Source organism: Brevibacillus sp. JNUCC-41, from assembly GCF_014844095.1.
Lineage (GTDB): Bacteria > Bacillota > Bacilli > Bacillales > DSM-1321 > Peribacillus > Peribacillus aracenensis.
Genome location: NZ_CP062163.1, coordinates 120,902 through 142,412, shown reverse-complemented (window position 1 = coordinate 142,412; position 21,511 = coordinate 120,902). Strand labels below are relative to the sequence as shown.

The window sequence follows — 21,511 nt, the reverse complement described above, 5'->3', positions numbered from 1 at the left end:
TTATTACCCCCAGGGATGTAAGATAAGTACCTGAAGACAAAGCCTTAGGTCATTTCCTTTCTTATACCCGGATTTCCCTGAGTTTAGACAGAAGCCTGAAAGATGTAGTTTCAGGAATGGAATTCAAAGGGGCGAACTTCCTTTTTTGAGACCGTCCCATCATTTATTTCCTCTCCCAAAAAGTACCTTCTATGTCCCTAAATCATTGATCCAATCATAAAAGTCATTTTTCACGCATAAGTTTTCATGATAAAAATAATAGCAATTCACCCACTGCTTCATAGAATATATGGACATATGCACAGGAGGGGTTAACAGCGTGAAAATTCATATAGTCCAAAAAGGCGATACACTTTGGAAACTCGCCAAAAAATACGGCGTCAGTTTTGAAGAACTTAAAAAAGTTAACACGCAATTGAGCAACCCGGACATGATGATGCCCGGAATGAAAATTAAAATACCAGGGACATCCGGAGCAGTAATTAAAGAAACGGGTAAACCAAACGTGAATATTCAGTCGGGAATGAAAGAATCCCAAATTCAACCGCAACCGAATCAGTCAGCAAATATGAAAGAGCAGCAAATTATGAAAAAACCGGCTGTTAAAGAACAGCCAAAATTTCAACTGCCGGTAAAAGAACAGCCGAAATTTCAACAGCCTGTAAAAGAGCAGCCAAACATTCAAAAACCAATGAAAGAGAAGCAGATCGTTCCACAGCCGGTTAAGAAAGAGAAGCAGATCGCTCAGCCAAAGCCAATCATTAAAGAGAAGCAAGTAATCGTTCCAAAAGAAGTGCCGGTGCCCATGCCGGTGATCCCGGAGATTGACGTCAATAATTATTATATGGTCAACATGACCAATATGAGTGTGCAAAAGCCTCCAGCACCACCACCTTTACCGAAGAAAAAAGAAAAGCCTGCAGTGACCAAAAAGAAGAAAAAGCCAGCTGTACAGCCAGCTCAGGAATATAGTGAGCCGGTGGATGATTGTATTCCAGTAACGCCAATCTTGCCTGGAAGCGGTTATTGCATTCAGCCGCCACCATGGGCGCATATGAATGGCATGCAAGCACCATATCAAGGTGCACAAGGGTATCAGGCGGCTCCGGAAATGCAAGGTTATCCAATGATGGAAGAGAGCTCTGAAATTTTTGAGGAATCTTCTGACATGCAAATGATGGATCAAGGATTCGTCCAAGGGGCGAGCATGAATGCAACAAGCCCGCAACATTATCCATATCAAGCCTCCGCACCGGTTCCGCACCATTATTATGGAGGGATGAATCAACAAGCTCATGCAGCAGGTTCATATATGCAACAAGGTTATGAGTCACCAGGCGAATCGCCTTCTTTATACAATCAAAACTTCCCTCAGCATTATTCCCAGACTGCTGGTGAGGAGGATTGCGGCTGTAATAAGGGGTTACTTGGAACTTATGGGCCGGAAGTGAAGGGGCAGTATCAAGGGAACAAGAAAATGGATGCCAATGCACATCACCATCCAGATTATCACCAATATCAATCCGTTCAATCACATGCCCCATACCCAGGGGTGTCACCAAAAGAGTCTCAGATGGGAATAGCGATGCCATCCCAATATGAAGATGAGTCAGAAGAATCATATGATGGATTCATGATGATGGGCGGCCAAAACCCAGGTCAGCCGGGTATGATGATGGGCGGCCAAAACCCAGGCCAGCCAGGTATGATGATGGGCGGCCAAAACCCAGGCCAGCCAGGTATGATGATGGGCGGCCAAAACCCAGGCCAGCCAGGTATGATGATGGGCGGCCAAAACCCAGGCCAGCCAGGTATGATGATGGGCGGCCAAAACCCAGGCCAGCCAGGTATGATGATGGGCGGCCAAAACCCAGGCCAGCCAGGTATGATGATGGGCGGCCAAAACCCAGGCCAGCCAGGTATGATGATGGACGGCCAAAACCCAGGCCAGCCAGGTATGATGATGGGCGGTCAAAACCCAGGTCAGTCAGGTATGATGATGGGCGGTCAAAATCCAGGTCAGTCAGGTATGATGATGGGCGGTCAAAACCCAGGCCAGCCAGGTATGATGGGCGGCCAAAACCCAGATCAGCCAGGTATGATGATGGGCGGTCAAAACCCAGGTCAGTCAGGTATGATGATGGGGGGCCAAAACCCAGGTCAGTCAGGTATGATGATGGGCGGCCAAAACCCAGGTCAGTCAGGTATGATGATGGGCGGTCAAAACCCAGGTCAGTCAGGTATGATGATGGGCGGTCAAAACCCAGGCCAGCCAGGAATGATGCCGGGACAGTTTGATGGTCAGCCAGGAATGATGCCGGGACAGTTTGGTGGTCAGCCAGGAATGATGCCGGGACAGTTTGATGGTCAGCCAGGAATGATGCCGGGACAGTTTGGTGGTCAGCCAGGAATGATGCCGGGACAGTTTGGTGGCCAGCCAGGAATGATGCCGGGACAATTTGGTGGTCAGCCAGGAATGATGCCGGGACAATTTGGTGGTCAGCCAGGAATGATGCCGGGACAGTTTGGTGGCCAGCCAGGAATGATGCCGGGACAGTTTGGTGGTCAGCCAGGAATGATGCCGGGGCAATTTGGTGGTCAGCGAGACATGATGCGCGGCCAGCTTGGTGGTCAGCCGGAAGCTATGTTACCTGGACAAATGGGAGGCCAGCCAGGCCAATTCGGGGGCGTCCGTGCGCCTGAAACATTTGGGATACCGACATATGTAGATGAAAGCGATGACTACTAATTATCAAGGAGACAGTGTTTTTAACACTCGTCTCCTCTCTTATTTAAATCGTAAGCCAAAGAATGTCCACCATATTCAAAGCAGTGTCTATTTATTAACTTTTGAAAAGGGTCATCCTATGATCCTTAAAGGATTCGACAGTTTTGAAAAATGGGATCGGCAAAGGGAATTGACTTCTTTGTTAAAACAAAAGGGGTTTCATCAAACGTATTATATTCATCAGAATCTAATGCCCTTTCAATTTAAAGGGAAATGGTATGGCAGTATGGACTATTTTCCGCCGAGTAAGAAAAAATTCAAATACTCCAATCATAAGGACCGCTTAGAGGGCATTCAGTTACTGGAAAGCTTCCATGATGTGTCGGAACATGTCTCCATTAACGCTCCAGTGTTCAATCAATCAAAAAAGTGGAAAGAACGCTTATCACTATTTAAAAAGAACTTTTCTTATGTTCGCCAATATGTTTCCGAAGATATTATCAAGGAATGGATTAGATGGGGGGAATGGTCGCTAGAGGGGTTTGATAAAAATCAGTCTTTATGGAATAAGGAAAAGAAAGTCATCATTCATGGTGATTGTGCCCACCATAATTTCTTGCGGAGAGCGGACGGCACTTTGACGTTAATCGATTTTGACTTAATGGCGAATGCCCCGAGGTGCATTGATTATTTACAGTATGCAAATCGTATTTTGCCTCATTTGGGAGATGCGGCCACCGAAATGTGGGAAGTTCCGCAATTGCAAAGGTATCAGTCAGACCCGGCCTTTTTATATGCTTTAACTTATCCTACCGATATTTTCCGTGAATGGAATCGTCTTAATAAAAGTTCTTCCCAGATTCATTCGGTTTGGAAAATGTCCGTGGAAGGATTTTCGAAGCGAATGGAGATGAATGAAAAATTGAAGGAAAGGATTTCTTCCCTTAATAGGAATTAAAACGGGTTTTTGGCCGTATCTTACAGAGTACATTTCCCGTTCGACACCCATGCTAATTATGAGCGGAATATAGCTCATTCTATTGCAATGGGAGGGTTATTGGTGCAGAAAATAAAATGGGCACATCCGCTTTGTACGGTATTGGCTGCCGTCAGTTTGGTTGGATGTGCTAATAATGATACAGCGGAAAATGAAAAAATAACGAATGATACAGGGTACCATGAAAAAGATGCATTGGTACGCAACATCAATTATGAGAATATGGTGCAAGGTTTATACAATAAAGATGATGCGTACAGTAAGAGTGACCGTAACTACCATGGACATGAAAGTAAACCGCTTAAGGCAAAATCATCTTATTATAATTCTTATGAAGGTACTTTTGCCGATCAAGTTAATGGTATCGCCAAGAAAGCGGAGCCGGTCATCGATGCCAGGACAATCATTATGAAAGATGAAATGCTGGTCGCTTTGCGGCTTGATGACTACAGCCATGCAAATGATGTTAAAGAGGGAATCAGGAGGGAAATCGAACCCCTTACAAATGGCCGCACCCTATATGTAACCACCGATGAAGGTGTCTATTTCAGGACGATGACACTTGATAACAATCTTCGGGATGGCGATACGCGGGAAATGATCATTTTGGATGCCAATGACATGTTCGATAACCTTAACATTCACGAAAAACACTTAAAATAACAAGTGGGCTGACCCAATATGGAGTCAGCTCTTTTTGATTTTTTTCTGGTTAATAATCCTTATTTGGGGTCAAACTACATAAAAAGTAAACGCCTTAAGAGGTGAATATATTGATTAATCAACTTAGAATCCAATTTTTCATGACGCTTTTCATATTGCCAATTTGCCTAACCGTTTTTGCGGAAGAAACCGTTCAAAAGGAAAATGAGCCTATTGAAAGGAAGGTCATTCTTCAGCGTATGTATCTGGATGGTGAATTAAGTGAAGAGAAATTGACAGAAACAATTTGGTCGATGGAGGACTTTTGGTCAAAATATGAAGGATGGATAGTGGTCGATCAAAATGAAGAGCAGATTGTCATGAAGAAAATTGAAAATGACATATCGCCGCTTTTAAAAGCGAATGGTTACCTTGGGATGAGGGAAGATGGTACGTTATCCATTTTTATCGGAAGGCCCGAGCACGCCAAGATCATTCATACTTTCTACCAAATAGACGTTGGTAAACTTGAAGCATACAAGCAGGAGGAACTGCAAAAAGGGATTCCAATCATGAATAAAGACCAATATAAACAGCTCATTAAAGAATATGAGCCATATTCGGTAAACTAGGATGGGATGATACCCACCCTCCAGACTGTAGGTAAACTCGATGAAAATCGGGTTTGTCTGCAGTTTTTTTAGGGTTAGTGCTAAGTGAACGTTGACTGCTGTCACTCGCTTTCCCCGAGGGAGTCCAGTACACCCGTTCCAATCAACTTGTTTAAAATTTAGGTAGAACCCCAATTGTCTACGAATGGATAATACCCAAATGTAATGAAACGGGATATCCTCCATTGTAAAAGTCTTTGCGCCCACTAAATAACTTTTAATGAACAACGCCCCTTTTTATGATAAAATGAGAGGTACAGCAAAATCAGGGAGAGAATGAATTTGTATGATTATATAAAAGGCAAGGTCGATTATATTGGACCTGAATACATAGTTGTGGAAAATGGGGGAATCGGATATCAAGTGATGACACCGAATCCTTTTATTTTTTCCGCTCAATTCCAGAAAGAAATTCAAGTTTTCTTGTATCATTATGTTCGTGAGGATATGGTCGCATTATACGGGTTTCAGACTCGTCAAGAAAAGGCGTTATTCACAAAATTATTAAATGTAACGGGAATCGGGCCGAAGGGTGCTCTAGCCATATTGGCATCAGGCCAGGTTGATCAGGTGGTACAGGCAATCGAAAATGAAGATGAATCGTTTTTGGTGAAATTCCCGGGAGTCGGAAAGAAAACGGCACGGCAGATGATTCTCGATTTAAAAGGGAAACTTGAGAACATTATTCCGGATGCGTTTCCAAGCTTGTTTAACGAAGGCGTAACGGCTGCATTCAGTCCAAATGGCTATACGGAGGAATTGGATGAAGCCATTCTTGCATTGAAGGCTCTTGGTTATTCTGAAAAGGAAATCCAAAAGGTTGCCAAGAAATTGCAGGCTGAAGATATGACGACCGAGCAATATATTAAGAAAGCATTGCAAATGATGTTAAGATAAGGAGTGGCGCAATGGAGGAGAGAATATTCAATCAGGAAGCCGATTTGAACGAACTGTCCTTTGAACAAAGCCTGCGGCCGCAAAACTTAAAGCAATATATCGGACAGGATAAAGTGAAAGCGAATTTAAGTGTATACATCGAAGCGGCAAGGATGCGTGAAGAAACGCTCGATCATGTACTTTTATATGGACCGCCTGGTCTTGGAAAGACGACGCTTGCCGTCATCATCGCCAATGAAATGGGTGTGAACATCCGCACGACTTCCGGTCCCGCCATTGAGCGGCCGGGAGATCTGGCGGCCATTTTGAGTGCACTTGAACCAGGTGATGTATTGTTCATCGATGAGATTCACCGTCTTCCGCGTGTCGTTGAAGAAGTGCTATATCCGGCTATGGAGGACTTCTGTCTGGATATTGTAGTCGGTAAGGGACCGGAAGCCCGTTCGATCAGGATCGACTTGCCGCCGTTCACCCTCGTAGGGGCCACGACACGTGCAGGCTCATTGTCTGCACCGCTCAGGGACCGTTTTGGCGTTTTGAGCCGTCTTGAATATTACACGGAAAACCATTTGACTGATATCATCATCCGTACAGCAAGAATCATGGATACGGAAATGGATGATCAAGCAGCGGCCGAGCTTGCAAGAAGGTCAAGGGGCACCCCGAGAATTGCCAATCGGCTTTTACGGAGGGTCCGGGATTTCGCCCAGGTGCGCGGTGATGGTACGATAACGGCCGAGCTTGCCGATTATGCGCTTGAATTAATGCAGGTAGACCGTTTAGGACTCGATCATATTGACCATAAATTACTTAAAGGGATCATTGAAAAATTCCGTGGCGGACCAGTGGGTCTGGAAACGATTGCGGCAACGATTGGCGAAGAGGCACATACGATCGAAGATGTGTATGAACCATATCTGTTACAAGTCGGTTTTCTTCAGCGTACCCCAAGAGGCAGGATGGCAACACAGCTAGTTTATGAGCATTTCGGCATGGAGATGCCTGAATGATGAATATACCAAAGATGGTTATGATTCTGGGTGTGATTATATTCGTGATTGGTTTTGCGATGAAATATATACATCTCGGCAGGCTGCCGGGAGATATTTTTCTGAAAAAGGGGAATACGACGTTTTACTTTCCTATCGTTACATCAATCATCGTCAGTGTTGTGTTGTCCGCGATTTTTTATTTGATCGGCCGTTTTAAATAATGATTACAGCTTGATAGACACGTAAGGAAGTGGAACAGATGAAATTGGATATGTTTGATTTTCATTTACCGGAGGAACTGATTGCCCAAGTTCCTTTGGAAGATAGGGAAGCTAGTAAATTGATGGTGCTGGACAAAGAAACCGGTAAGCTTCAGCATGATGTATTCAGCCATATTACGGAATATATCAAACCGGGAGATTGCCTGGTGTTGAATGATACAAAGGTGCTTCCGGCCCGACTATACGGCAGTAAAGAAGGAACCGGTGCAAAAATCGAAGTATTGCTGCTTAAGCAAGAGCATGATGATGTATGGGAAACGCTTGTGAAGCCGGCCAAACGGATTAAAGAAGGATCGACGATCGTTTTTGGCGATGGTAAGCTGAGTGCCGTCTGTACAGGTGTGCTTGAGCATGGCGGCCGAATCCTTGAATTTAAATATGACGGCATATTTTATGAAATACTGGAGCAGCTTGGCGAAATGCCGTTACCTCCATACATCAAGGAGCAACTCGACGACCAGGACCGCTATCAAACGGTATATGCACGTGAACGTGGATCTGCTGCGGCACCTACTGCTGGCCTGCATTTTACGGAGGATTTACTTGAGAAACTTAAAGGGATGGGGGTCCACATCGCCTTCATCACGCTGCATGTTGGACTTGGTACATTCCGTCCAGTAAGTGTCGACGATATTGACAGCCATGAAATGCATTCGGAATTTTATCAAATGACGGAAGGCACAGCCAGATTGCTGAATGATGTGAAAGCTAAGGGCGGGAAAATCATTACGGTCGGCACAACGTCCACAAGGACATTGGAAACGATTGCGTCCCGCAATGATGGGGTTTTCAAGGAAGAGAATGGCTGGACGAGCATCTTCATTTATCCTGGTTATGAGTTCAAAGGGATCGATGCGATGATAACGAATTTCCATTTGCCAAAATCTACTTTAATCATGCTTATTTCTGCACTCGCAGGCAGGGAGCATGTCCTACATGCTTATGAAACGGCTGTGGAAGAAAAATACAGGTTCTTTAGTTTTGGAGATGCAATGTTAATTAAGTAATATAAGAGTGTGAGGCTCTTGAAGGGAGTTATTGCGTTGACTGCAATACGATATGAGTTAATCAAAACATGTAAACAGACAGGGGCAAGGCTAGGCCGCGTCCATACGCCGCATGGTTCTTTTGAAACGCCGGCATTTATGCCGGTTGGAACGATGGCTACTGTCAAAACGATGTCCCCGGAAGATTTGAAACAAATGGGGGCAGGCATCATCCTGAGCAATACGTACCACCTATGGCTGCGTCCGGGGCATGAAATCATCAAGGAAGCTGGCGGATTGCATAAGTTCATGAACTGGGATCGGGCGATTTTAACCGACTCAGGCGGCTTTCAAGTCTTCAGTTTGAGCGAGTTCCGTAAAATTGAAGAAGAGGGCGTACATTTCAGGAACCATCTGAATGGCGATAAATTATTCTTATCTCCGGAAAAAGCGATGGAAATACAAAATGCGCTTGGTTCCGATATTATGATGGCATTCGATGAATGTCCTCCATTTCCGGCGACTGAAGAGTATATGAAGAAGTCGGTAGAACGGACGTCGCGCTGGGCGGAACGCTGTTTGAATGCACATGAGCGCCCAAATGACCAAGGTCTGTTCGGAATCGTTCAAGGCGGGGAGTTTGAAAATCTTCGCAAACAAAGTGCAAAAGACCTTGTCTCCCTTGACTTCCCGGGTTATGCTATTGGAGGACTATCCGTAGGGGAACCGAAGGATATCATGAACCGCGTCCTTGAGTTTACAAGTCCGCTTTTGCCAACTGACAAACCGCGTTACCTTATGGGAGTCGGTTCACCGGATTCATTGATCGATGGTGCACTCCGCGGTATCGATATGTTTGACTGTGTACTGCCGACGCGAATTGCGCGTAATGGTACGCTCATGACAAGCAATGGGCGTCTGGTTGTGAAAAATGCGAAATATGCACGCGATTTCGGTCCAATCGATGAAAATTGCGATTGCCATGTTTGCAAGAATTATAGCCGGGCATATATCCGCCATTTGATTAAATGTGAAGAAACCTTTGGGATTCGTCTTACGACTTACCATAATCTTCACTTTCTGTTAAACTTGATGGAACAGGTCAGACAAGCTATTCGAGAAGATCGTCTTGGAGACTTTAGGGAAGAGTTTTTTGAGCAGTATGGTTTCAATGAACCAAATGCGAGAAACTTCTAATTCCATAAATATTTTAATGAACGAAAGGAGTGAATATACAAGATGGGTTCTTTAACACAAATACTTCCATTGATTTTAATGTTCGTATTGTTCTATTTCTTATTGATCCGCCCGCAGCAAAAACGCCAAAAGGCTACGCAAAACATGCAAAGCAGTTTGAAAAAAGGTGATAAAGTTGCTACAATCGGCGGCATGCACGGAACAATCGATGCAATCGATGACTTGAAAATCGTCATTAAATCACCAGACGGCACAAAACTGACTTTTGACCGTGCAGCAATCCGTGAAATTACGGAAAGCGCACCGAATAAAGAAGTATCCGTATAAAACAAACGAAAACCGGGCCATGTGCCCGGTTTTCGTTTGTTTTTTAATCGGGACGGGAGTCGGAACTCATGTTGACCCCAAGCACGCCGCCCATCATGGCCGTAATCACAAAACAGCCATAGTATATCCATTGCTTGATGGTGAAGAGTGCATCGTGGCCTAAATATTGAAAAAGGAACACGACCAACAGATAAAGCAGCCCAGTGCTCCCGCCCAAGAATAGTCCTTGCTTTTTCCCTTTGCCTCCTGAAATGAATCCACCAATGAACAGCGATAAAAAGGACACGATCATGATCACGTATGTCAGGGATGATTCCGTCAATGAAGTAAAACGAAGAAGGATGGAAACGATTAAACTAGCAATCATCGCTATTGCAAAGATGGAGCCTACGCCATAAATCACGGCGACACTCATTTTTTTAGTTTCGATGGGTATTCCTCCTTTTTGAAAGGCTGATACGTATAGCCTGTTTATGTGTTTGTACAAGCATATTCCCGATATCGAACCTTTAGACCAGGTTTAATGAGCTTCCGGAAAAATTAGAAAAGATTATGGAGTAATTTTTCAGCTCCCAAGCCATGCTATGGATGAAGGAGTGTTATTCATTGGATACCCTGGCTATTATTTTTAGAACAACAGTGATCTATCTAGTCATATTATTACTTTTCCGATTGATGGGTAAGCGGGAAGTTGGGGAACTGAGCATTCTTGATTTGGTGGTATCCATCATGATAGGGGACATTGCCGTCCTTTCCTTTGAAGATTTGGATAAACCATTTTTAAGGCAAATCATACCGATGTTCGTACTTGCTTTCATCCAAATAATCATGGCCTACATTTCATTGAAAAGCATAAGGTTTCGAAACATCGTGGACGGTAAGCCGCAAATCATCATCAATCAAGGGAAAATAGATGAAAAAGCGATGCGTAGGCAAAGATATAATTTCGATGATTTATTGACCCAGCTGCGTGAACAGGGGATAAGCGATTTAAATGAAGTACAATTCGCCATCCTCGAATCCTCAGGAAAGCTTTCAATCATCAAAAATACCAAAGGTAAAAGGTCTAAAACCAAGGAAACACCTTATCCCCTTATAATAGACGGGGAAATACAGGAGAGGAATCTCGATAGAATTGGCAAAAATCATTTTTGGCTCCGGCACCAGTTGAAAAAACGGGGAGAAACGAAGATTACAGAAATTTCGATTTGTGGGTACATAGATGGCCAATTTTATATCGATAAAAATGAAACGAAGAAATGACCGAAGCCTTTTAATGCTTCGGTTCATTTTATTTCCAAGCGAATTTTGATAAAAAGCCGCCCACTACAGGAATCCTGATCAGATCCGCCTTTTTTATGCTGCCGGTCATGAGCAGGAAAAATGTGAACAGCAGGATAACGATCGTCACGGAAAACATAAGCCGTGTGCCAAGTGGCAGTGAGGAGAGCGGGAATTGATAAAGATAATAACCGCCCCATCCTGAAATTAAAGCAAGGACCAAAGCTGATATATAGCTGCGGAAATGAAGCGTGAAAGGAACGACCTTCAGCACGGTTGAAAAATGCAGGAAGGTAACGAGCATCGTACCGACAGCTATCCCCACTGCGGCACCCATGATCCCGAAGCTTTCCTTTGACGCCAGTAACCAGATCACACCGATTTTAAGGATGTTCCCAGCCAGGCTGTTGAACATTGCGGCCTTTGCAAGATCCAATGCTTGCAGCATGGATTGCAGCGGATATTGAAAGTAATAAAGGATGAAAAAAGGTGCCAGGAATTTAATGAAAACAGCAGCATGCGATGAGCCATACATGACTTGTAAAATCGGTTCGGCAAAGATGAACAGAATGACGATAGCTAAACAGCCTGTAATAAAGGTGATTTTCAGGGCCTGCTGAAGCCTGTGTTCAACGAGTAAAAAGTTTCCGGTCGTACGGGCTTCACTCACTGCCGGGACAAGTGCCGTCGCCAATGATGATGTAACAAATGATGGAAGCATGAGTAAAGGCAGTGCGTACCCTGTCAGCTCCCCGTATTGACTGGTGGCTGCGGCCGCGGTGACTCCGGCGATTGCCAAACTTTGAGCGACCACGATCGGTTCGAAAAACCACGAAACCGATCCGATCATCCTGCTTCCTGTGGAGGGAAGGGCGATCCCCATCAATTCCGTGAACGTTCCTTTTCCGGATTTGACATTCTTGAAGAAACCCTTTCTGAACTTAAAATGTTTCTTTAATTTAAAGCTTGTCAATAAGTAGAAGAGGGATACAAGTTCACCGATAATCGATGCGAACATCGCACCGGCTGCTGCATATTCAATTCCATATGGCAAAAAGGCCTTCGTCAGGACGGCTATGAAAGTGATTCTGGCCACCTGTTCGATAACTTGCGAGAAAGCGAAGGGCTTCATATTTTGCTTGCCTTGGAAATAACCGCGCAGTACGGATGAGACGGCGATGATCGGTACGATAGGGGCAATCGCCATGAGCGGCCATAGCGTCCGTTTATCAGTGAATAGGTAATCTGAGAGAACCGGCGCGAAAAGCAGCATCGCAGGAGTGAAAATCATCGATAGAGTAATGGTGCAGGCCAAAGAGACGACAAGGATTTTCTTGATTTTCCGCTCATCACCTCTGGCATTGGCCTCAGCCACGTATTTCGAAATGGCGATTGGCAGGCCTAACTGGGTTATGTTCACGACGAGAAAGAGGGTCGGTAATGCCATCATATATAAACCAACGCCTTCTTCGCCGATGAAGCGGGCGATGACAATGCGGTTAATGAAACCAAGAACCCTTGTAATCAGGCTTGCGATTAATAAAATCAGCGTCCCTTTTAAAAATTTGGACATTGAACTCCCTCCCTGCCTTCTCAAAAAAGCGGTTATGCTATACAATTATCTATATGCTTGTACTTGGACAAAGCATGACAAAAGTGTTTGTTTGCGTTCTAACAAATGATCGAAACCCTTCTAAGAAAATGCGCATTTATTTGAGAATCATTTTTACTGGAGGCAAAGTGATGGCAAAAAAGAATCATCCCTATCAAAGGTATTATCTAAAGGTACGTCCATTTTTGAAGAGCAAGCGTGAGGAATTCCAAATGGTCGGATTGAATGCCGTAACGGAGGAAGACATTTGGGGAACTTTAACGAAAAATAAATGGAAGCGTCCGCAGGAAAATATTCACCTTCATGAACTTGTCGCAGATATCGTGACATTTTCGAGCAATCAGTTCATGAACTTCCAAATGGTTGAAGCATATAAATCACCAAACCTATTTGAGCCGCTTTCTGAAGAAGAACTGAAGGAACTTTTTAAAGAATAAAGCAAAGATATACTTAAATTGACAGCTGTTTGTATATGACTCATAATAGATATGGTTATGCTTTTTTTGGAAAAAGCAGGGAAGCTGTATCCTTTTTCTCAAGAAGCAAAGGGTTTGCAGTTATCATATAAACTAAAAATGACAGTTTTTTTAACTTCAGGAACAGGCGTATTATAGAAAGGGGCCTACTACATAATGGTAAAAAGAAGCAGGATCGTTGCGTTTTTTCTAATCGCACTATTGATTTTCGCAGCGATGGGGACGACTTCAAAAGGAATCCTAAAGGATATCAAGCTGGGTCTTGATCTTCAAGGCGGTTTTGAAGTGTTATATGAAGTAAAACCGCTGTCTGGGGAAAAGATCACCCCGGAAGTTTTACGGGCTACAGTAAGCTCGCTTGAGCGGCGTGTCAATGTTTTGGGCGTTAGCGAACCTAACATTCAAATCGAAGGGAAAGACCGGATTCGCGTTCAATTGGCTGGAGTCAAAGACCAAAACAACGCTCGCGAAATCCTCTCGACACAAGCTAAATTATCTTTTCGTGACTACAACGATAAGGAAATGATGACCGGTGCCGACCTGAAAGAAGGCGGCGCGAAACAAACGTTCCAAGATAATAAACCGGTTGTCGAAGTCACATTGAAAGATGTAAATAAATTTAAGGACATCACTCAAAAAATATCCTCGATGCCAAGTCCGACTAATGTACTTGCAATCTGGCTGGATTTCGAGGAAGGAAAAGATTCGATTAAGGATACAGCCTCACAGGACAATATGATATCCGCTCCGGCTGTCAGTGAAGTTTTCAATACGAAGAAGGTGTATATTACCGGTCAATTCACGGTGGAAGAAGCGAAAGAGCTTGCAGCCCTTCTTAATGCCGGTGCTTTGCCTGTAGATTTAAAAGAAAAGTATTCGACTTCTGTAGGTGCCCAGTTCGGTGCAGGTGCACTGCATGATACTATTTTCGCAGGAATCATCGGAATTGCACTTGTTTTTATCTTCATGCTAGTGTATTACCGCTTCCCGGGATTCATTGCGGTCGTCACGTTGAGCATATACCTTTTCTTGACGCTTTTAGTGTTTGATTGGATGAATGCGGTCCTAACGCTGCCTGGTATTGCAGCATTGGTACTCGGGGTCGGGATGGCCGTCGACGCCAATATCATAACCTATGAGCGGATCAGGGATGAATTGAAACTTGGCAGATCGGTTAAAGCGGCTTATAAAGAAGGTACCAAGAATTCACTTGCTACGATCATGGATGCCAACTTAACGACCCTGCTGGCTGCGGCTGTTCTGTTCTATTATGGAACAAGCTCGGTTAAAGGGTTTGCCACCACTTTGATCATTTCAATTTTAATGAGTTTCATTACAGCCGTCTATGGTACACGCCTCTTCATGAGCCTGTGGGTGAATAGCGGGTTCCTGGACAAACATGCATCGTGGTTTGGTGTGAAGAAGAAATACATTCACGATTTATCCGAGAAAATGGATTTAATGTCATTGCCAACACGCTTTGATAAAATTGATTTCGTCAAACATCGGAAAGTTTTTTATGGCATTTCAATCGGTGTCACCATTATCGGGATCATTTTCCTGCTCGTCTTCAGATTGAATCTTGGGATTGATTTCACGAGCGGTACCCGAATCGAGGTTGCGTCCAAAAACGTCTTGACGACTCAGCAAGTCAAAACCGAAATGGAAAAGGTCGGTATCGACGCGGATGATATCAAGGATGTCAGGCTCGCTGGTAAAGACAATAAAAATGCTGTCGTTCGGACAGTCGGTGTCCTCGATAAACAGGAAATCGCTGAATTGAAGGACCATTTCAAGAAGGATTACGGAGCGGAACCGAATGTCAGCACCGTATCACCGACTGTAGGAAAAGAGCTTGCGAAAAATGCCATGTATGCGTTAGCGATCGCATCAATCGGAATCATATTGTATGTATCGATACGATTTGAATGGCGAATGGCCGTACCTGCCGTGGTCGCGCTCATACATGATGCCTTCTTCATCATCACGATTTTTAGCTTGCTCCGGCTCGAAGTGGATATCACCTTCATTGCTGCGGTTCTGACGATCGTAGGTTATTCGATAAATGATACGATCGTAACCTTTGACCGTATTCGTGAAAACCTGCGCTTCAGCCGTAAAATCAAAACCGTCGAAGAACTTGAGAACATTGTGAACATCAGTATCAGGCAAACTTTGACGAGATCCATTAACACGGTTCTGACCGTTCTCATCACGGTCATCGCATTGATGATCTTCGGCAGTGAAGCTATCCGTAACTTCTCCATTGCCCTGTTTATCGGTTTAATTTGCGGCGTGTATTCATCGCTATTGATCGCTTCCCAATTCTGGCTTGATTTGAAAATCAGGGAATTGAAGAAGAAAGGTCCGCTGAATACCGCGAAAGAAAAGAAACAAAGTCTTGAAGGACAAGTTTAATAGGTGAAAGGGGGCTGGCATGATGCCAGCCTTCTTTTTATTGAACTAAGCTTATCGAACAGGGAATTACAGCCAATTATGAGTTTAAAATAAAATTGAAACTGGTATATTCGTTTTGTATAATGAGTAAGTTGAGGGGTGAATAAATGTTAAAGCCAAAAACCCGGTGGAACTTACGAACTGCCGATGAAAACAAAGTTGCTGTACTAGCTGAAGAGCTTCATATCACACCTTTGGTTGCAGCCCTGCTTGTGAATCGAGGCCTGAATACGATTGAAAGTGCCCGATCATTTTTATTTGTAAAAAATCAAACTTTTCATGATCCATTTTTATTGAAGGATATGGATAAAGCAGTATATAGAATAAAAGAAGCGATTCAAAATGGAGAAAAAATACGTATATTTGGTGATTATGATGCGGATGGCGTGACATCGACGACAGTGATGATGACGGCGCTGACAAGATTGGGGGCCGATGTTGACTTTTATATCCCGAATCGGTTTACAGAAGGATATGGCCCGAATCCAATGGCATTCCGCCTTGCAGCCGAGCAAGGGGTGAAGGTATTAATAACCGTCGATACCGGAATTTCTGCAGTCGATGAAGCGAAACTTGCCGGCGAGCTTGGCATGGATTATATTTTGACCGACCACCATGAACCGGGACCGGAACTGCCTGAGGCATTGGCAATCATCCACCCTAAACTTGAGGACAGTTCCTATCCATTTAAAGAGCTTGCCGGAGTAGGGGTCGCATTTAAGCTGGCACACGCCTTGCTTGGGGAATTGCCTGAGGATTTGCTTGAGATAGCGGCAATCGGCACGATAGCGGATTTAGTGCCTTTACAAGGGGAAAACCGCGTCATTGCCGCGAAAGGCATCGAGCAGTTACGTTTGACGCGCCGCCCGGGACTTGTTGCCTTAATGAAAGTGGCGAATGTTCAGCAGGAAGCATTGAATGAAGAATCGATCGGCTTTGCGATGGCACCGCGGATCAATGCTGTCGGGCGCCTTGGAGATGCCGATCCCGCTGTCGATTTATTGATGTCACAAAGTCTGGAAGAAGCGACGGAACTTGCCAATGAAATCAATGATATCAATAAAGAGCGACAGGAAATGGTTGCGGCAATGGCGGAAGAAGCGATTGCTGAAGTCGAGGAAAACTACCGGCCGGAGTCCAATGGAGTGCTCATCATCGGCAGGGAGGGCTGGAACGCCGGAGTTGTGGGAATTGTGGCCTCTAAACTTGTTGAACGCTTTTACCGGCCGACGATTGTATTGAGCTATGACCGGGAAAAGGGATTAGCTAAAGGTTCTGCTCGGAGCATCGCCGGTTTCGATTTATTTCAAAGTCTTTCCGCCTGCCGTGAAATGCTGCCTCATTTCGGTGGACATCCGATGGCTGCTGGAATGACCTTGAAAATAGAAGATGTTCAGGAGCTCAGGGACCGCATGAACTTGATTGCGAAGGAACAACTGAACGAAGAGGACTTCACACCCATCACAAACTTGGACGGGGCAACGACTTTAGCTGAAGTTTCCATTCAAACGATTCAGGAAATGAGCTTGCTGGCGCCATTCGGGGTTACGAATCCTAAGCCGAAGATTTTGATAGATTCCGTCCAGCTTTCTAGTGTCCGCAAAATTGGTGCCAACCAAAATCACTTGAAGGTACAGCTGGAAGATGGTGAAAATCACAAACTTGACGGTGTGGGCTTCGGTCTCGGTCATTTTGTCGATGAAATAGCTCCCCACGCTGAAGTCTCGGTTATTGGTGAGCTTTCCATCAATGAGTGGAATAATATGAAAAAGCCCCAGATCTTTGTCCAGGATGTCTCGGTGAACCATTGGCAGTTATTCGATTACCGCGGCAAGGGACAGGCAGAGAAGTGGCTTGCCGACATTCCTGTACAAAACCGGAAGATCGTCATTTTCTCGGAAGATATTTATCGCAGATACCCATTTTTGCAAAACCATCCAGATCTCGTTCATATCAAGAATGAACTGGATGCAGAGCAGCTCGACTGCTTCGAAGGTCATTTGGCATTCATGGACATGCCGCCGTCCAGGGAATATTTGAAACGGGTGATTGCCAATAAGAACCCTTCGCGTATCTACGCTCACTTTTCCCATGAACAGGACCATTTCTTAAGTACGATGCCAACAAGGGATCATTTTAAATGGTTCTATGCCTTCCTTGCCAAAAAAGGTCCGCTCGATGTGAAAAGATACGGTGATGACCTGGCTAAATATCGCGGCTGGTCAAGAGATACAGTGGATTTTATTTCTAAGGTGTTTTTTGAGCTTGATTTTGTTACAATAGAGAATGGGTTAATTATGCTTACAACCAATGCGAAAAAACGCGATCTCAGTGAATCTGAATCGTATACAAGAAAGAAAGAGCAATTTGAGCTTGAACAAGAGCTTGTTTATTCTTCCTATCAGCAATTATTCGATTGGTTCAATCATTATTTAGTTCATGAGGCAACAGACCTTGAGGAGGAAACAAAGCAATGGATTTAAAGCAATATGTAACAATTGTGCAAGACTGGCCAAAACCGGGTATTGTCTTCAAAGATATTACAACATTAATGGATAACGGCGCAGCTTATAAATATGCAACAGACCAAATCGTCGAGTACGCCCGCGATAAAAATATCGACTTGGTGGTCGGGCCGGAAGCACGCGGATTCATTATCGGATGTCCAGTCGCATACTCATTGGAAGTGGGCTTTGCGCCAGTGAGAAAAGAAGGAAAACTTCCACGTGAAACGATAAAAGTCGAATATGGGTTAGAATATGGCAAGGATGTATTGACAATCCATAAAGATGCCATTAAACCGGGACAGCGTATCCTGATCACGGATGATTTGCTTGCTACCGGGGGAACAATCGAAGCGACGATCAAATTGGTTGAACAGCTTGGCGGAATTGTAGCCGGGATTGCATTCCTTATTGAATTGACAGACTTGGATGGTAAAGATAAATTAGACGGCTATGATGTCTTGACATTAATGAGCTTTTAATAAACGAGAGCACTCTTAACAGGGTGCTCTTTTTCTCTTTTTACTCATTTTAGCTGGATTTTGTCGAATTTCCAGTGAAAAAATGCCCTATTCTTAATAAAATACACGTTTAACTCTTTACATCCTTGCCTTTTTTTTCGATAATAGTAATAATAAAGAGTTTTTCTGCTAATAAGTTTATTTGCACTTTATCCGTTTAAGCGGATTTATTTTTTTTCGCAAAAATTGTCACGTTTTGCAGAATAAAGGGAAGTGCTACCAATCATACTCAATCCGGATCATATCCGGTGGCAGTTAAAGTGGGGTTAAGGTGATTAAATGGCTAATGATCAAATATTGACTGCCGAGCAGGTTGTGGAACGGGCCAGCTTATATCTTCAGCCGGAAGAAGCTGAATTTATCCATAGAGCGTTTAAGTATGCAGAGTATGCTCACCGAGAACAATTCCGTAAATCGGGAGAGCCGTATATTATTCATCCGATTCAAGTGGCGGGCATTCTGGCTGATCTTGAAATGGACCCTGCAACCATTGCGGCAGGTTTTTTACATGATGTTGTTGAAGACACGGAGATCACTTTGAAGGACATTGAAGAAAATTTCAGTCCTGAAGTCGCCATGCTTGTGGATGGTGTGACCAAGTTAGGGAAAATCAAATACAAATCACAGCAGGAGCAACAGGCGGAAAACCATCGGAAAATGTTCGTGGCGATGGCCCAGGATATACGGGTCATCTTGATCAAGCTTGCGGACAGACTGCATAATATGCGGACATTGAAGCATCTGCCTCAGGAAAAGCAGAGAAGGATATCGAACGAGACGTTGGAAATCTTCGCACCGCTTGCCCATCGTCTTGGTATCAGCACGATTAAATGGGAACTGGAAGATACTGCTCTAAGGTATTTGAATCCTCAGCAGTATTACCGAATCGTCAACCTGATGAAGAAAAAGCGTGCAGAACGTGAAAACTATCTGGAAGAAGTCATTGATGAAGTGCGTAAAAACGTTGAGGAAGTCAACATTAAGGCTGACCTATCCGGCAGGCCGAAACATATATACAGCATTTATCGCAAAATGGCTTTGCAGAATAAGCAGTTCAGCGAAATTTATGATTTGCTTGCAGTTCGTATCGTCGTCAATAGCATAAAAGATTGCTATGCCGTTTTAGGGATCATCCATACATGCTGGAAGCCGATGCCTGGCCGATTCAAAGACTATATCGCGATGCCGAAGCCGAATATGTATCAATCGCTTCATACGACGGTGATCGGACCGAAAGGCGATCCGCTGGAAGTGCAGATCCGTACTTCCGATATGCATCGCATTGCCGAGTTCGGGGTTGCTGCGCACTGGGCTTATAAAGAGGGAAAAGATGTCGGTGAACAGCCTTCATTGGAAGAAAAATTGACATGGTTCCGGGAAATTCTTGAATTCCAGGATGATGCGACTAATGCCGAGGAATTCATGGAATCCCTTAAAATAGATCTTTTTTCCGATATGGTATTCATTTTCACTCCAAAAGGCGATGTCATCGAATTGCCATCAGGATCCAACCCGATTGATTTCGCTTACCGGATTCACTCGGAAATCGGAAATAAAACGATTGGTGCCAAAGTGAACGGGAAAATGGTACCGCTGGATTATAAACTGAAAACTGGCGACATCATAGAAATCTTAACATCGAAGCATTCATATGGCCCAAGTCAGGATTGGCTTAAGCTAACGCAAACATCTCAAGCGAAAAATAAAATCCGCCAATTTTTCAAGAAGCAGCGCCGAGAAGAAAATATCGAAAAAGGCAAAGAGCTTGTTGAAAAGGAAATCAAGGATATGGAGTTCGACCTGAAGGAAATCCTGGCTTCCGAGAATATCAGGCGTGTTGCGGATAAATTCAACTTCCTGAATGAAGAGGATATGTATGCAGCAGTCGGATATAACGGAATAACAGCCCTTCAGGTTGCTAATCGCCTTACCGAAAAATGGCGTAAGCAGAAAATGGTCGAGCAAGAAGCAGATATTTCTGAAGCGGTAGCCGATCTGAAAACCTTCTCCAATACATCTAAAAAACGTGACTCAGGCGTACAGGTACCGGGGATTGATAACCTGCTTATCCGTTTATCACGCTGTTGCAACCCAGTTCCAGGGGACGAAATCGTTGGTTATATAACCAAAGGCCGTGGAGTTTCAGTTCATAGACAAGATTGCCCGAACCTGGATAGCGGAGATGCTGATCATCGCCTCGTACCGGTCGAATGGGAAAGTACGATTAACGAACGCAAGGAATACATCGTAGAAATTGAAATCAGCGGCTATGACCGTCGCGGCTTATTAAACGAAGTGCTGCAAGCCGTCAATGAAACCAAGACCAACATTTCAGCGGTCTCGGGTAAATCCGACAGGAATAAGGTAGCGACCATTCACATGTCGATTTATATTCATAACATTGCCCATTTACAAAAGGTCGTCGACCGCATAAAACAAATTTCAGATGTTTATTCCGTCAGAAGGATAATGAACTAAGGAGTTTTTATTGCCATGCGTGTTGTTTTACAACGTTCCAAAGCGGCAAAAGTCGTTGTCGCAGACCAAATAATCGGGCAAATCGACAGCGGGCTCGTCCTGTTGGTTGGTATCACCCATGGGGATACCATCGATGACGCCGCCTATTTGGCCGATAAGATTGTCAATCTAAGAATATTTGAAGATGAAAATGAAAAGATGAACCATTCACTATTGGATGTGGGAGGTTCGATTTTATCAGTTTCACAATTCACCTTATACGGCGATTGCCGCAAAGGCCGTCGCCCCAACTTCATGGACGCCGCCCGTCCTGAAGAGGCGAATGAATTATATGAAGCATTTAACGACGAACTCCGCAAGAAAGGCGTCCATACGGAAACAGGTCAATTCGGTGCCATGATGGATGTTCAGCTTACAAATGACGGTCCCGTTACATTAATACTTGAAAGCAAAAAATAACCTGC

19 protein-coding genes are annotated in these 21,511 nt (G+C 44.2%); 17 read left to right on the top strand and 2 right to left on the bottom strand.

What is annotated here, in order from left to right; genetic code table 11:
• The first annotated feature begins 319 nt into the window (after positions 1-319).
• The 10 genes from safA to yajC all read left to right on the top strand — a co-directional run bounded on the left by safA (position 320) and on the right by yajC (position 9,718).
• Positions 320-2,749 (top strand): SafA/ExsA family spore coat assembly protein, encoded by a 2,430-nt coding sequence (gene safA / locus JNUCC41_RS00705; protein ID WP_192205941.1) that lies wholly within the window; start codon positions 320-322, stop codon positions 2,747-2,749.
• Positions 2,739-3,686, top strand: coding sequence for a phosphotransferase (locus JNUCC41_RS00700; protein ID WP_192205940.1), 948 nt, complete (start codon positions 2,739-2,741; stop codon positions 3,684-3,686). Before safA ends, JNUCC41_RS00700 begins: the two co-directional genes overlap by 11 nt.
• Before the next feature lie 102 nt (positions 3,687-3,788).
• Positions 3,789-4,388 (top strand): YhcN/YlaJ family sporulation lipoprotein, encoded by a 600-nt coding sequence (locus JNUCC41_RS00695; protein WP_192205939.1) that lies wholly within the window; start codon positions 3,789-3,791, stop codon positions 4,386-4,388.
• 101 nt (positions 4,389-4,489) lie between these two features.
• On the top strand, positions 4,490-4,999 hold the full coding sequence (locus tag JNUCC41_RS00690) for a BofC C-terminal domain-containing protein (RefSeq protein WP_370662556.1): 510 nt from the start codon (positions 4,490-4,492) through the stop codon (positions 4,997-4,999).
• Between the two features lie 321 nt (positions 5,000-5,320).
• On the top strand, positions 5,321-5,935 hold the full coding sequence (gene ruvA, locus JNUCC41_RS00685; RefSeq protein ID WP_192205938.1) for a Holliday junction branch migration protein RuvA: 615 nt from the start codon (positions 5,321-5,323) through the stop codon (positions 5,933-5,935).
• Between the two features lie 11 nt (positions 5,936-5,946).
• On the top strand, positions 5,947-6,945 hold the full coding sequence (ruvB, locus tag JNUCC41_RS00680; protein ID WP_034308811.1) for a Holliday junction branch migration DNA helicase RuvB: 999 nt from the start codon (positions 5,947-5,949) through the stop codon (positions 6,943-6,945).
• Positions 6,942-7,148 (top strand): DUF2905 domain-containing protein, encoded by a 207-nt coding sequence (locus JNUCC41_RS00675; protein WP_034308809.1) that lies wholly within the window; start codon positions 6,942-6,944, stop codon positions 7,146-7,148. Before ruvB ends, JNUCC41_RS00675 begins: the two co-directional genes overlap by 4 nt.
• A 38-nt stretch (positions 7,149-7,186) precedes the next feature.
• Complete coding sequence (gene queA / locus JNUCC41_RS00670; protein WP_192205937.1) at positions 7,187-8,215, top strand: tRNA preQ1(34) S-adenosylmethionine ribosyltransferase-isomerase QueA; 1,029 nt, start codon at positions 7,187-7,189, stop codon at positions 8,213-8,215.
• Between the two features lie 36 nt (positions 8,216-8,251).
• On the top strand, positions 8,252-9,391 hold the full coding sequence (gene tgt / locus JNUCC41_RS00665; protein ID WP_076365000.1) for a tRNA guanosine(34) transglycosylase Tgt: 1,140 nt from the start codon (positions 8,252-8,254) through the stop codon (positions 9,389-9,391).
• A gap of 42 nt (positions 9,392-9,433) precedes the next feature.
• Positions 9,434-9,718: a preprotein translocase subunit YajC gene (gene yajC, locus JNUCC41_RS00660; protein WP_192205936.1), complete on the top strand. Its 285-nt coding sequence runs from the start codon at positions 9,434-9,436 to the stop codon at positions 9,716-9,718.
• 43 nt (positions 9,719-9,761) lie between these two features.
• Here yajC and JNUCC41_RS00655 read toward each other — a convergent pair whose 3' ends face one another.
• The gene (locus JNUCC41_RS00655; protein ID WP_192207988.1) at positions 9,762-10,133 is read right to left on the bottom strand and encodes a TIGR04086 family membrane protein; all 372 of its coding nucleotides are present in this window, start codon (positions 10,131-10,133) and stop codon (positions 9,762-9,764) included.
• A 173-nt stretch (positions 10,134-10,306) separates the two neighbouring features.
• On the opposite strand from JNUCC41_RS00655, the gene JNUCC41_RS00650 reads away from it, so the two are divergent.
• Entirely contained in the window at positions 10,307-10,981 is a 675-nt protein-coding gene (locus tag JNUCC41_RS00650; protein WP_192205935.1) for a DUF421 domain-containing protein, read from the top strand.
• A 28-nt stretch (positions 10,982-11,009) separates the two neighbouring features.
• Here JNUCC41_RS00650 and spoVB read toward each other — a convergent pair whose 3' ends face one another.
• Positions 11,010-12,572: a stage V sporulation protein B gene (gene spoVB, locus JNUCC41_RS00645; protein WP_192205934.1), complete on the bottom strand. Its 1,563-nt coding sequence runs from the start codon at positions 12,570-12,572 to the stop codon at positions 11,010-11,012.
• A 170-nt stretch (positions 12,573-12,742) separates the two neighbouring features.
• Between spoVB and JNUCC41_RS00640 the strand changes: the two genes are divergently transcribed.
• The 6 genes from JNUCC41_RS00640 to dtd all read left to right on the top strand — a co-directional run bounded on the left by JNUCC41_RS00640 (position 12,743) and on the right by dtd (position 21,506).
• Complete coding sequence (locus JNUCC41_RS00640; RefSeq protein ID WP_192205933.1) at positions 12,743-13,048, top strand: post-transcriptional regulator; 306 nt, start codon at positions 12,743-12,745, stop codon at positions 13,046-13,048.
• Between the two features lie 195 nt (positions 13,049-13,243).
• On the top strand, positions 13,244-15,505 hold the full coding sequence (gene secDF / locus JNUCC41_RS00635) for a protein translocase subunit SecDF (protein ID WP_192205932.1): 2,262 nt from the start codon (positions 13,244-13,246) through the stop codon (positions 15,503-15,505).
• Between the two features lie 146 nt (positions 15,506-15,651).
• Complete coding sequence (gene recJ, locus JNUCC41_RS00630; protein WP_192205931.1) at positions 15,652-18,027, top strand: single-stranded-DNA-specific exonuclease RecJ; 2,376 nt, start codon at positions 15,652-15,654, stop codon at positions 18,025-18,027.
• Positions 18,018-18,530 (top strand): adenine phosphoribosyltransferase, encoded by a 513-nt coding sequence (locus tag JNUCC41_RS00625; protein WP_061464220.1) that lies wholly within the window; start codon positions 18,018-18,020, stop codon positions 18,528-18,530. The genes recJ and JNUCC41_RS00625 overlap by 10 nt, the downstream gene beginning before the upstream one ends.
• Before the next feature lie 318 nt (positions 18,531-18,848).
• Positions 18,849-21,047 (top strand): RelA/SpoT family protein, encoded by a 2,199-nt coding sequence (locus JNUCC41_RS00620; protein ID WP_192205930.1) that lies wholly within the window; start codon positions 18,849-18,851, stop codon positions 21,045-21,047.
• A 15-nt stretch (positions 21,048-21,062) separates the two neighbouring features.
• Positions 21,063-21,506, top strand: coding sequence for a D-aminoacyl-tRNA deacylase (gene dtd, locus JNUCC41_RS00615; protein WP_192205929.1), 444 nt, complete (start codon positions 21,063-21,065; stop codon positions 21,504-21,506).
• The last annotated feature ends 5 nt before the right edge of the window (positions 21,507-21,511 follow it).